We start from the raw sequence: 12,352 nt of genomic DNA on the forward strand, positions 1-12,352 counted from the left end.
GGAGAACCATGACCGTCCCCCAGGGGAAAGTGCCGCACCGGCTGCCGGTGACCGTTCTGTCCGGCTTCCTCGGGGCGGGGAAGACCACGCTGCTCAACCACGTGCTCGGCAACCGCGAGGGACTGCGTGTCGCGGTCATCGTGAACGACATGAGCGAGGTCAACATCGACGCGGCGCTGGTGCGCGGCGGTGAGGCCGCGCTGTCGCGCACCGAGGAGCGCCTGGTCGAGATGACCAACGGGTGCATCTGCTGCACCCTGCGCGACGACCTGCTGGAGGAGGTCGACCGGCTGGCCCGCGAGGGCCGTTTCGACTACCTCCTCATCGAGTCCAGCGGCATCTCCGAGCCCATGCCGGTCGCGGCCACCTTCGCCTTCGCCCGCGACGACGGCGCCACGCTCGGCGACCTCGCCCGTCTGGACACCATGGTCACGGTCGTCGACGCGGCCAACTTCCTGCCGGAACTGGCGAGCGGCGACGAACTGGCCGAGCGCGGCCTCGACCAGTACGAGGACGACGAACGCACGGTCAGCGACCTGCTGATGGACCAGATCGAGTTCGCCGACGTCCTCGTGCTCAACAAGCTCGACCTGGTCGACGACGCCGACGCGGAGCGGCTGCGGGCGACGCTGGCCCGCCTCAACCCGGTGGCCCGGATCGTGCCCGCCGTCCAGGGCCGCGTGGAGCTCCAGGAGGTACTGGGCACCGGGCTGTTCGACCTGGAGCGCGCCCAGCAGTCCCCCGGCTGGGTCATGGAGCTCAATGGCGACCATGTTCCGGAGACCGAGGAGTACGGCATCTCGTCCACCGTGTTCCGCTCCGCACGGCCCTTCCATCCGGGGAGGTTGTGGCGGTTCGTGACCGAGGAGATGGACAGTGGCGCCTACGGCCAGGTGCTGCGCTCCAAAGGCTTCTTCACCCTGGGCAGCCGCCCAGGGGTGACGGGGCTGTGGTCGCAGGCCGGCTCCGTCGCACGCTTCGAACCCTCCGCCGCCCGCGACACCGACAGCCCCGCGGGCCAGGAACTGGTCTTCATCGGCACGCACCTGCACGCCGAGGCGCTCCACGCCGCCCTCACCGACTGCCTGCTGACGGACGGCGAGAGCGCGCCCGCCGACGATCCGTTCCCCGCCTGGCACACCTACGGCATCGACGACACCTGCGACCACGAACAGCCCGGGCACCGCGAACTCGTGGCGCGCACCTGAGCCCCCGAGGTGCCGGAGCCGACAGCTCAGTGCGACTCGCGGCTGACCTCCGATCCGCTGGACCCCACGAGGAAGTCCAGGTCGGCGCCCGCGTCGGCCTGGAGGACGTGGTCGACGTAGAGGCGTTCCCAGCCACGCCTCGGGGCGGCGAAGCCGGCGACGGTCGCTTTGTTCGGTGTGCGGTCGGCCAGTTCGTCGGCCGGGACCTCGACGTCGATGCGGCGGGCTTCGACGTCGAGGCTGATGACGTCCCCGGTGCGCACCACGGCCAGGGGGCCGCCGGCCGCCGCCTCGGGCGCGACGTGCAGGACGACGGTGCCGTAGGCCGTGCCGCTCATCCGGCCGTCGCAGACGCGAACCATGTCGCGTACGCCCTGCTCCAGCAGCTTCTTGGGCAACGGCATGTTGGACACCTCGGGCATGCCCGGGTACCCCTTGGGTCCGCAGCCGCGCAGGACGAGGACGGAGTCGGCGTCGACGTCGAGGTCCGGGTCGTCGATGCGGGCGTGGAAGTCCTCGATGCTGTCGAAGACGACGGCCCGGCCGCGGTGGCGCAGCAGGTGCGGGGAGGCGGCGGCCGGTTTGATGACGGCGCCGTCGGGTGCGAGGTTGCCCCGCAGCACGGCGATGCCGCCCTCGGCCACGAGGGGCCGCGAGCGGGTGCGGATGACCTCCGTGTCCCAGATCGGGGCGTCGTCGAGGTGGTCCACCAGTGGGCGGCCGGTGACGGTCAGCGCCCCGGGGTCGAGCAGGTCGCGGACCTCCCGCAGGACGGCGAGCAGGCCCCCGGCGCGGTGGAAGTCCTCCATGAGGAAACGCCCGGCCGGGAGGAGGTCCACGAGCACCGGGACCCGCGAGCCGATGCGGTCGAAGTCGTCGAGTGTCAGGTCGATGCCCAGTCGGCCGGCGATGGCGAGCAGGTGGACGACCGCGTTGGTCGATCCACCGATGGCGGCCAGCGCCACGATCGCGTTGTGGAAGGACGCCTTCGTCAGCAAGGCGCCCGGCCTTCGGTCGGCGGCCACCATGTCGACGGCCAGGCGGCCGGTCCCGTGGGCGGCCTCCAGCAGGCGGCTGTCGGGCGCGGGGGTGCCGGCGACCCCGGGGACGACCGTCCCGAGCGCCTCGGCGAGCAGCGCCATGGTCGAGGCGGTGCCCATGGTGTTGCAGTGTCCGCGGCTGCGGATCATGGCCGACTCGGAGCGGGTGAACTGCTCCTGGGAGAGCGTGCCTGCCCGCACCTCTTCCGACAGCCGCCAGACGTCGGTGCCGCACCCCAGTGGCCGGCCGCGGAAGGTGCCGGTGAGCATCGGGCCGCCGGGCACGACGACGGCGGGCAGGTCCACCGAGGCGGCGGCCATGAGCAGCGCCGGGATGGTCTTGTCGCAGCCGCCCAGCAGCACCACGCCGTCGATCGGGTTGGCCCGCAGCATCTCCTCCGTCGCCATGGCCGCCATGTTCCGCCAGAGCATGGCGGTGGGCCGCATCTGGGTCTCCCCCAGTGACACGACGGGCAGTTCGAGCGGGATGCCGCCGGCCTCGTACACACCGTCGCGGACGGAGGCGGCCACCTCCCTCAAGTGGGCGTTGCACGGCGTCAGGTCCGAGGCGGTATCGGCGATGGCGATCTGTGGACGGCCCTCGAAGGCATCGCCCGGGACGCCGCGCCGCATCCAGGCCCGGTGGATGTAGGCGTTGCGGTCCTGACCCGCGTACCACTGTGCGCTGCGCAGCCCCACACTCGCCTCTTTCCGGTAATCGGTACGGCGGTCTAATCTCTGGAACCCCATGGAGGATACGCAGACGCCCAGAGGATCGACAGACCGCGACGGGGACGACGCGGAACCCGCCGCCGCCAGTCGCCTGGTCGGGTCCGACCGTGTTCTCGCCGTCCTCAAGGAACTCGCCCGCTACCCCGAGGGCGTGGGCCTGGAGGAGCTGACCCGGGTGATCGGCAGCCCGAAACCCACCGTGCACCGGGCCCTCGGCGCCCTGCGCCGCGCGGGTCTGGCCGGGCAGGACGCACGCGGCCGGTACCTGCTGGGGGACGAGTTCCTGCGCATGGCCTTCGCCCACCACGAGGCCCGCCCGGAGCACGTCCGCGTCCGCCCGGTGCTGGAGGCTCTGGCCCACCGGTTCGGCGAGACGGCGCACTACGCGGTCCTCGACGGCCGGGAGATCGTCTACCGGGCCAAGGTCGATCCGCCCACCGGCGCCGTCCGGCTGACCTCGACGATCGGCGGCCGCAACCCGGCGCACGCCACCGCTGTGGGGAAACTGCTCCTGGCGCACCGGCTGGACACCCTGGAAGCCGTCCGGGACTGGATCGGTGACTCCCCGTTGGAGCCCCGGACCACGCACACGTGCCGCACGGCCGAGGCCCTGCACGGCGAACTGCAGGCCGTCAGAGAACGGGGCTACGCCCTCGACGACCAGGAGAACGAGCCCGGCGTCAACTGCCTCGCGGTACCCGTCTACGCGGCCTCGCCCACGGCACCCAGCGGGGCCGTGAGCGTCAGCGCCCTGACCTATCGCACGCCGCTGCGCACGCTGGCCGGAGCCGCCGACGAGATCCGGGCCGCGCTCGGCCCGCTGGCGCACCCGCACCGCTGAGTTCCCGAGTCCACGCCAAGCCCACAGGACGGAGATCACCCATGCGTCTCATGCGCGTAGGCCCCACCAGCAGCACCACCGGCTCCCTCGCATGAGGGCCTTCGTCCTGACCGCCCCCGGCGCGTACGAGGTGCTGGAGGTCCCCGCGCCCGAACCGGCTCCCGGAGAGGCCGTCATCGACGTCGAACGGGTCGGTGTCTGCGGTACGGACGTCGAGTTCTTCACCGGCGAGATGGCCTACCTGCACCAGGGCCACTCCTCCTACCCCATGCGCCCGGGACACGAATGGGCCGGCCGAGTGGCGGCCGTGGGCCACGGCGTCGACACCTCCTGGATCGGCCGACGGGTCATGGGCGACACCATGCTCGGCTGCGGCACCTGCCGCCGCTGCCTGCGCGGCCACCAGCACGTGTGCGACCAACGGCAGGAGGTCGGCATCCGCGGGAACCGGCCCGGCGCTCTCGCGGAGCAACTCGCCGTGCCGGTCTCCTCGCTGCACGCCCTGCCCGACTCCGTCGACGCCACCCTCGGCGCCCTGGTGGAGCCGGGCGGCAACGCCCTCCGGGCCGCCGAGGCGGCACAACCGCGTTCCGGTGACCGGGTGTTGGTGCTCGGCCCGGGCACCATCGGTCTGCTCGTGGCGATGTTCGCCCGCGCCTTCGGCGCCGAGGTCCACCTGATGGGCCGGACCGAGAGCTCCCTCGCCTTCGCCCGCACGCTCGGCTTCGACCACGTATGGCCGGAGACCCAGGTCCCGGACCTCCCCTTCGACGCGGTCGTCGACGCCTCGAACGCCGCCCACCTGCCCGCGACGGCCCTCGACCTGGTGGAACCGGGCGGCCGTGTCGTCTGCATCGGACTCGCCGGCGAACCCAGCCGGATCGACAGCCGCACGCTCGCCCTCAAGGACGTCACCGCCGTCGGCATCCTCTCCGCCTCCCCCGGCCTGGCCGCCACCATCCGCGCCTACGCGGCCGGAACCGTCGACCCCGCACCCCTCGTCGCCGCGACGGTCGGCCTCGCCGAAGCAGGCGCCGTCCTCGCCGGGGAACGCCCGCACGGCGCGGGACCCGGCCCCAAGATCCACGTCGATCCCCGTCAGACGGCCGTCTGACCTGATCGAAAGGTGAACCTTCCCGGTCACCGGCTCTCCGGACCGCGCCTGCCGACGGTGACGGCCATGCTGGAGGGAAGGAGGTGCAGCCCCGGCCGACGTACCGGCCGGAGGCACGCGTACGAGGAGGCAGGGCGATGGCGATCGACGTGACGGTGCGGCGCGTGATACCGCTGCCGCCCGAGCGGGTGGCGGAGTACGCCCTGGACTGGCGCCACGACGCCGAGTGGACGCAGGGCATCCGTACGGCGGAGCTGACGCGGCAGGCGGACGGCGGCGGCTTCGGGACAGGCGCCGAGGTCACCCGCACGGCGTACTTCCTCGGCCGGCGCATCGACTACGTCCTGCGCGTGGCCGCGTACGAGCCCCCACGGCTGCTGGACATGGTGTCCGTGGTCGCTCCCATGCCGATGCATGTGACGTACTCCTTCGAGCCGCATCCGCGCGGTACTCTCGCCGCCATCCGCGTCCGGGGAGGACCCGGCGGTCTCTTCCGCCTGGCCGCGCCCCTGCTCGCTCGCCAGGTCCGCTCCTCCCTGACCAAGGACCTGCGCGACCTCGAACGCAGGCTCACCGAGGAGCAAGGAGGCGCCTGATGGCGTACGACGAGCAACGGGCCGAGCAGATCCGCATGGGAGCCCGCCCGCGAGGGCGCGCAGATCCTGCACCGCCAACTGGGCCGGAGCCACCCCAAGACGGAGGACGCCCTCGCGTTGGCGGGTCTGAAACGGTGACCTCGGGCGGGGGCGCCCTCCCCGTCGTGCGGCGGGGTCAGTTGGCGTCGACCAGGTCGTGCGCCGGCACGGTGACCGTCCGCGCCCCCGGCTTCCCGCCGAGCTCGATCTTCCGCAGGGCGCTGTTGTTGCCGAGGTCGGTTTCCTTCAGCCGCTTCTCGGGGTTGGCCAGCACCTGGATGTAGTAGGTGCCGTTGGGCACGTCGGTGATGTCGAACGACTGGCCCGGCAGGTCCTGGGTGTAGGTGTCACCGGAGCCGACGTCCAGCACCTCGCGGACGGAGATCGAGTTCTCCTCACCGCAGGCGGTGGCCAGGTCCGTGTTGTAAGGGTGCCAGTTGGCGTTCTTCACCGTGTAGTCGATCGCGTCGGTGTTGGCCAGGCAGAAGGCTTCCTTGCCGCTGCGCACGGCCTCCTTCTGGTCGGCCTTCAGCAGCCGGTAGCTGGCGAAGTCGGTGAAGTGCCAGTGCTCGTGCCCCGGGCGCGGGTCCCACTCCATGGTGCCGGTCGGGGTGTAGCCGACCTGCTTGCCCTTGGCGTCGTAGAAGTACTGGTAGGCGTCCATGGTGGCCTTGCCGGGCGAGCGGAACCCGTCGACCACGAGCTGCGCCGGGCCGGCGTTCCAGACGTTGGCGCTGAACGCCAGATAGTCCTTGCCCGGGTTGTCCTTGCCGCCGTCCGCGATGGTGATGCCGTAGGCCGGCAGGGAGCGGAGGTCCGGCTTGGGGACGTCCGGGACGGAGGGCTTGCCGGTGGGCCGCTTCGACAGCGGTTCGAGGGCGGGCGCCTGACGCGAGCCGTCGGTCTGACCGCCACGGTCCCCGGCCTGCGGGGACAGCGAGGACTTCTGCTTCTTCTTCAGCGCCCACGGCAGGGCCGGCGGCGCGGCCTTCAGCGGACCGTGGCCCACGTTGTACGAGGGACCCGCACCGCTCGTCACCGGCGCGGCGGCCTCGGCGGGTGCCGGGGCATGCCCCGGTCCGTGCCCGGCGTGCGCGGTCGGGGCCTGGTGACCGGCGTGTCCGGCGTGCTCGCCGACCTTCGCGGAGCGGGGCGCCGCCCCGGTGGTGCTCTCCTCGTCCTCGACGCTGCGTTCCACCACGGTCACCTTGACGGTGGCCGGCTTGTCGGCGATGCCGAACAGGTCGCGGTACTTCTTGGCGACACCGACCTCGGCCGTGTAGGTACCGGCCGGCAGCTGGACCGGCTCGGTGTAGGAGCCCCCGTAGGTGTTGGCCGCCCAGCCCTTCTCGACGCCCCACACGGAGCCGAGGGTGAAGGGGTTGGTGGGGCAGCTCTCCGGATACTTGGAGATGGAGGGGGCGTCGGGCCGCACTCGGCCGCTGGCGTTGTTCGGGCAGAAGCTCTCGCTGCGGGTGAGGACCTTCCGGCCGGCGTCGTCGGTGAGGGTGATCTCCGTGAAGCCGGGCAGCCCGGAGAAGTCCTTCACGGTGCCCGTGGGCAGCTTCTTCGCCCGGGCCTTGCCGCCCTCGTACACGCTCTGAGTGACAGTCACCGGGTCCTTGTAGGACTTCCGGGTCACCTTCAACTCCAGCGGCGTCCCCTCGGCGATGAGGTAGGTGCCGAGGTCCAAGTACACACCCGGTTCCTCCTTCCAGGTGGTGAGCGTCACCGACGTGGTCGCCGCGACGAGGCTCAGCTCGGGGCCCGTCGCGGCCTTGGCGGGCTCCTGCGCCGCGGCCACGATGCCGGCCGTCACGGCCGTCACGGCGATGGCCGTGGTGCCGGCGAGCAGCGTGCGCCTCAGCCGGGTGGTGCGTCTTCTGGTCAGTCTTCCGGTCATGGTTCGCTCGTTCTCCGGTGCTGTGAGAAGGAACAGACGTCACGGCGCGTCCGGGAGGTCCGGGCCGGGGCCGTCACGTGAGAGGCGTTCGCTTCGCCCGCGTTGTGAGAGGAACGGACCGTTTGCGCGGTTGTCCGGAGAACGGAAAGGGGTGGAGGGTTGGCCGAATGCCGCCGTGGTGACGAGATCCGGCCGTTGGGACGGGAACGTCTCACACGGCAACCTTGCAGGCGGCACCTCCCGGCCGGTCTGGCCGGTGCACCGACCTTCGCTGCCCCCGTCACCTGCACCAGAAGAACCGCCCGCGAACTGCCCGCGGGGCCCACGGCACGGCCGCGCTCGGTGAGGATCGTCCCGCGCGTTGGAGGGCGACGACGGCGGTCAGTCCGGGTTGCCCGCGCCGATGACCACCGCGTCGAGGTCCGTCGTCGCGGTCACTGCTCGGCAGCCTCTCGGGCGATCTGCTCGAACTGGGCGCCCATGGCCTCGGAGAGCGCCTGGGCGGCGGAGAGCGGGCGCACCATCACCGTGAACTCGTCGATCTTCCCGTGGTCGTCGAAGTGCAGGAAGTCGCAGCCCTGGAGCTGCTTGCCGGCGACGGTGGCGGTGAAGACGAAGGCGTGGTCGCGGCCGTCGGGGTTGGCTATCTCGCGGACGTAGGTGAAGTCCTGGAAGACCCGGGACACGCCGCGCAGGATCGCGGCGGTGATGGCCTTGCCCGGGTACGGCTTGAAGGCGACGGGGCTGGTGAAGACGACGTCGTCGGCGAGCAGAGCGGCCACGGCGTCCATGTCGCCGCTCTCGACAGCTTTACGGAAGGGATGCACGAAGAACCCGCCTCTCATGGTAAAAAAATTGAATAAGCGCAAAGGAGACTAGAGGCCTCACCAGGGCCTGTCTACTGGGAGGGGGTGACCACCACTCACTTCGTTGAGTAATCACAGCGGTGCTAGCGTGTGTCCATGGCTTTGCGGAACGCGGTGATGGCCGCGCTGTTGGAGGGCGAGGCGTCCGGGTACGACCTCGCGAAGGCGTTCGACGCGACGGTCGCCAACTTCTGGATGTCGACGCCCCAGCAGCTCTACCGGGAGCTGGAGCGCATGGAGGCCGAAGGACTCGTCACGGCCCGCGTCGTCGAGCAGGAGCGACGCCCCAACAAGCGACTGTTCTCCTTGACGGAGGCCGGGCGGAGGGCCGTCCGCGCCTACACCGCCGAGCCGTTGGGTAAACCGGCGGTCATCCGGGACGAGCTGATGGTCAAGGTGCAGTGCCTGGACGCGGGCGACATGGACGCGGTCCGGACCGCCATCGCCGAACGCATGGAGTGGGCCACCGCCAAGCTGGCCCACTACGAACGGCTCCGGCAACGTCTGCTCGACGGGCGCTCCGAGGAGGCGTACTTCGCCGAGGCCGAGCGCATCGGCCCGTACCTCACCCTGCTACGCGGAATGTCCTTCGAGCGGGAGAACCTCCAGTGGGGGGACATGGCACTGCGCAGGCTCGAACAGCGCACGGCCACGCTCCGGGCCGACAACTGACCTGCGGCGGCCCCACCGGGAGCCGGTAACGTCCTGCGTGGCTTGCACCGTCCAACTACCGTCCGAAGGACACCGGCCTGCGGCGCTCCGGTGCCGGTGGACCGGACGGCCGGGTGTTCGAACGGCGTGGTACGTTGCAGCTCGTTCCGGCGACGGGCGGGTCGGCCGGGTAGGAGCGGACCGCGCGGGTGTCCTCCAGTCCCCCGGGGCCCGTTCCCGGACGCGAGGGAGCAGCTCTGTGGTGACCGAGGCGGAGCAACGGGCCGTCGGGCGCACCGGAAAGCAGTCCGTGCGGTACGCGCTCTGGATATCACTGGCCACTGGAATCGGCTATCTGCCGTTCGCTCTGACGATCCCGTTGCTGCCCGAACACGTGACCGGCCGGCTGAACGGCGGCCCTGCGCAGGTCGGTTCGGTGGTCAGCAGCTACGCCGTGACCTCCTTGCTCGTCCGGCCGGTGTCGGGCGCGCTGATGAACCGTCTCGGAGCCCGGGCGCTGACCGTCGGCGGGGCCGTGCTGACCACGCTGGCCACGGTGTGCTGTGCGTGGGCCGGCTCGATCACCCAACTGATGCTCTTGTGGCTGCTGGTGGGCGTCGGCATCGGCGTAATGCAGGCCGCGACCGGCGTCTGGCCCGTACAGCTGGTCGCCGAGGACCGGCAGAGCTGGGCGCTGGGACTGGCCGGCACCGTCAACTACCTGGCTCTGGGGCTCGGTGCGCCGCTCGGCACACTGATCGCGCGCCTGGTGGGCACGGCGAACGCCTTCGTGGTGGCCGGGCTGATCACGCTGCTGGTCGTCCCGATCGCCTGCTACGTGCCGGAGGTGCGCGTTCCCCCGAAGGGCGAGCGGCCCGGCGCCGGGCGGGGCCGGGCGCTGCTGGGCACCGCACTGCCCAGCACCGCTCTCGTCTTCACCGCGCTCGGTTTCGCTGCCGTCACCAGCTTCGCAGTCGCGAAGTACGACGAGCTCGGCGTCCCAGGGGGAGCGGCCGTCGTCACCGCCTACTCGCTGACCGTGGTGGTGCTGCGCATCGCCAGCACCTGGATCCGCTGGGAGGCCACACGGCCGGCCACGCTCGCGGCCCTGTTCCTGGTCGAGGCTGCGGGGATCGCGCTCATCGGGGTGTCGGACGGCTTGGTCGTGGGGGTGATCGGCGGGGTGCTCACCGGTGTGGGCATGTGGCAGATCTATCCGGCGCTGGGGGTGTTCGTCGTGCGCTCGGTCAGCGAGCGCCAGCGGCCCGCGGCGCTGTCCGTCTTCGGCGCCTGCTTCACGGTCGGTGTCGCCGCCGGCAGCGGCTCCCTCGGCGTGGTCGCCCAGGCCTTCGGCTACGAGGCGATGTTCGGTGTCTGCGCGGCCTGCGTCGTGGTGGGAATGCTGGTGGCGGTCGCCGCCTCCCGGATGCCCGTACCCGCCGCCGGGCAGCAGCGGACTTCCTGAACAGAAAAGATCAGGCCGCCTGGACGTTGGCGGTCGGCCCCCGCAGGCCCAGCTTGTAGGAGACGCGACTGGCGAGGTAGTCGCTGGTGGTGCCGGTCAGGATGTCCCAGCTGGTGATCGACGGGTCTTCCTGCTGCCTGGCGCGCAGGGTCTCCGTGTAGGTGGAGAGGCTGCACCCGGCGTAGATGCCGATCAGGCCGGGGAAGCGGTCCGGGTCGTAGCCGGCGTCCTCGATCGCCTCCAGCGAGCACTCCAGCAGGACCCGGTGCTGGGGGTCGGTGAGCAGCGCCTCACGCGGGGTGTAGCCGAAGTAGCCCGCGTCGAACCACTCGGGTTCCGTCAGGAGCCCGCCCGCGGGCACGTACTCACGGATGCCGCCGCCGGGGCTGGAGAAGCTCTTCCTGGGGAAGCGGCTGACGCTGTCCACGCCGGAGACGAGGTTGTCCCAGAACTGGTTGACGTTTGCCGCGCCCGGGAACCGGCAGGCCAGTCCGACGACGGCGATGTCCGTGTCACGCGCGCCTGATCCGGAACGGACCGGCTCCGGCCGTGCGGCCCGCTGCTGTTGTCGGGGGCCGGGGAAGGCACGGACATCGCACTGTTCGGGCACAGCCTCGGTGCGGTGCTCGCCTACGAGATCGCCAGGGAACTCGAACGGACCGGTCACCGACTGCGTCATCTGTACGTCAGTGGATCACCCGGGCCGCACAACGGGCGGACCGAGCGCGCCACCGGCCTGCCCGACGAGGAGTTCCTGGCCAGGGTGCAGCGCTTCGCCGGCTACCGGCACGCCGCCTTCGACGACCCGGAACTGGTCGAGGTGCTGCTCCCGGTGCTGCGGGCGGACGTGGAGATGCACGAGAACTACCGGGCGAGCAGCACCGAACCGCTCTCGGTGCCGATCACCGCCCTGCGCGGCGAGGACGACGAACTCGTCTCCCGGGAGCAGGCCGGACAGTGGTCCGCGGTGACGCGCGGGCCGTTCGCCTACCAGGAACTGCCGGGCGGCCACATGTACCTCGTCGACCAGCCCGAACAGGTGCTGCGCCTCATGGCCGGGAGCCCGGCATGCGGCTGACCGGCAAGACCGCGATCGTCACCGGCGCAGCCCGCGGTCTGGGCCGCGCCTGCGCGCTCACGTTCGCCGCCGAAGGAGCGGACCTGCTGCTGCTGGACATCGCGCAGGATCTCGACGGCGTGCCCTACCCGCTCGGAACGACCGGCCAGCTGGAACACACCGCGGACCTGTGCCGGCAGGCGGGCGCCGCGACGGTGACCGCCGCCGTCGACGTGCGCGACGCCCGGCAGTGCGCCCGGGCCGTCGACCAGGCACTGGACCGCTTCGGCAGGGTGGACGTGCTGGTCAACAACGCCGGCATCGCCTCGCCGTCCGGGAAGGTCGCACACGACATCAGCGAGCGTGAGTGGTCGCTCATGATCGACGTCGACCTGTCCGGCGCCTGGCGGATGATGAAGGCGGTCGCACCGGCGATGGTGCAGCGCAGGTCCGGCAGCATCATCAACGTGTCCTCGACCGCGGGCACGGTCGGATACCGGCACTTCGCGAGCTACGTCGCAGCCAAGCACGGACTGATCGGGCTCACCCGGGCGGCCGCCCTGGACTACGCCCCGGTGCAGGTCCGGGTGAACGCCCTGTGCCCCGGATCGGTCCGTGACGACCCGGTGCTGGAGGGCAGGATGCTCGCCGAGATCGCCCGGTCGCTGGAGGTCTCCGTCGACGATCACGAGCGGATCTTCGTCCGGGACCAGCCGATGAACGCGCTGATCGAACCGTCCGACATCGCCAACGCGGCACTGTGGCTGGCGACGGACGAGTCACGCCAGGTCACCGGCAGCGTGCTGACTGTCGACGGCGGCTTCACATCCCGATGACCAG

The 12,352-nt window shown here is 71.3% G+C and carries 12 protein-coding genes; 8 read left to right on the top strand and 4 right to left on the bottom strand.

Annotated elements, in window-relative coordinates; genetic code table 11:
• Positions 1–8: 8 nt before the first annotated feature.
• Positions 9–1,208: a GTP-binding protein gene (locus tag ACSUPV_RS02825; protein WP_436946838.1), complete on the top strand. Its 1,200-nt coding sequence runs from the start codon at positions 9–11 to the stop codon at positions 1,206–1,208.
• Between the two features lie 26 nt (positions 1,209–1,234).
• On the opposite strand, the gene ACSUPV_RS02830 is transcribed toward ACSUPV_RS02825, so the two are convergent.
• Entirely contained in the window at positions 1,235–2,947 is a 1,713-nt protein-coding gene (locus ACSUPV_RS02830; RefSeq protein WP_382608831.1) for an IlvD/Edd family dehydratase, read from the bottom strand.
• 49 nt (positions 2,948–2,996) lie between these two features.
• Between ACSUPV_RS02830 and ACSUPV_RS02835 the strand changes: the two genes are divergently transcribed.
• The 3 genes from ACSUPV_RS02835 to ACSUPV_RS02845 all read left to right on the top strand — a co-directional run bounded on the left by ACSUPV_RS02835 (position 2,997) and on the right by ACSUPV_RS02845 (position 5,531).
• Entirely contained in the window at positions 2,997–3,821 is an 825-nt protein-coding gene (locus tag ACSUPV_RS02835; RefSeq protein WP_037764415.1) for an IclR family transcriptional regulator, read from the top strand.
• Between the two features lie 91 nt (positions 3,822–3,912).
• Positions 3,913–4,935, top strand: coding sequence for a zinc-dependent alcohol dehydrogenase (locus ACSUPV_RS02840; protein WP_037764417.1), 1,023 nt, complete (start codon positions 3,913–3,915; stop codon positions 4,933–4,935).
• Between the two features lie 137 nt (positions 4,936–5,072).
• Positions 5,073–5,531 (top strand): SRPBCC family protein, encoded by a 459-nt coding sequence (locus ACSUPV_RS02845; protein WP_037764419.1) that lies wholly within the window; start codon positions 5,073–5,075, stop codon positions 5,529–5,531.
• A 175-nt stretch (positions 5,532–5,706) separates the two neighbouring features.
• Here the strand turns inward: ACSUPV_RS02845 and ACSUPV_RS02850 are convergent, their stop codons facing one another.
• Positions 5,707–7,461, bottom strand: a complete 1,755-nt coding sequence (locus ACSUPV_RS02850) for a lysyl oxidase family protein (protein WP_436949866.1) — start codon at positions 7,459–7,461, stop codon at positions 5,707–5,709.
• A 446-nt stretch (positions 7,462–7,907) separates the two neighbouring features.
• The gene (locus tag ACSUPV_RS02855; protein WP_037764420.1) at positions 7,908–8,300 is read right to left on the bottom strand and encodes a nuclear transport factor 2 family protein; all 393 of its coding nucleotides are present in this window, start codon (positions 8,298–8,300) and stop codon (positions 7,908–7,910) included.
• Between the two features lie 135 nt (positions 8,301–8,435).
• Between ACSUPV_RS02855 and ACSUPV_RS02860 the strand changes: the two genes are divergently transcribed.
• Complete coding sequence (locus ACSUPV_RS02860; RefSeq protein ID WP_436946839.1) at positions 8,436–9,011, top strand: PadR family transcriptional regulator; 576 nt, start codon at positions 8,436–8,438, stop codon at positions 9,009–9,011.
• A 241-nt stretch (positions 9,012–9,252) separates the two neighbouring features.
• Complete coding sequence (locus tag ACSUPV_RS02865) at positions 9,253–10,455, top strand: MFS transporter (protein WP_436946840.1); 1,203 nt, start codon at positions 9,253–9,255, stop codon at positions 10,453–10,455.
• A gap of 10 nt (positions 10,456–10,465) precedes the next feature.
• On the opposite strand, the gene ACSUPV_RS02870 is transcribed toward ACSUPV_RS02865, so the two are convergent.
• Positions 10,466–11,065: a beta-ketoacyl synthase N-terminal-like domain-containing protein gene (locus ACSUPV_RS02870; RefSeq protein WP_436946841.1), complete on the bottom strand. Its 600-nt coding sequence runs from the start codon at positions 11,063–11,065 to the stop codon at positions 10,466–10,468.
• A gap of 12 nt (positions 11,066–11,077) precedes the next feature.
• On the opposite strand from ACSUPV_RS02870, the gene ACSUPV_RS02875 reads away from it, so the two are divergent.
• Together ACSUPV_RS02875 and ACSUPV_RS02880 are read left to right on the top strand one after the other, a co-directional pair.
• Positions 11,078–11,533 carry a thioesterase II family protein gene (locus ACSUPV_RS02875; protein ID WP_436946842.1) on the top strand — a complete coding sequence of 152 codons (456 nt, stop codon included), beginning with the start codon at positions 11,078–11,080 and terminating at the stop codon, positions 11,531–11,533.
• Positions 11,524–12,348 carry an SDR family oxidoreductase gene (locus tag ACSUPV_RS02880; protein ID WP_436946843.1) on the top strand — a complete coding sequence of 275 codons (825 nt, stop codon included), beginning with the start codon at positions 11,524–11,526 and terminating at the stop codon, positions 12,346–12,348. The genes ACSUPV_RS02875 and ACSUPV_RS02880 overlap by 10 nt, the downstream gene beginning before the upstream one ends.
• Positions 12,349–12,352: the final 4 nt, after the last annotated feature.

Source organism: Streptomyces sp. SudanB52_2052 (genome assembly GCF_964272415.1).
Classification (GTDB): Bacteria; Actinomycetota; Actinomycetes; order Streptomycetales; family Streptomycetaceae; genus Streptomyces; species Streptomyces olindensis.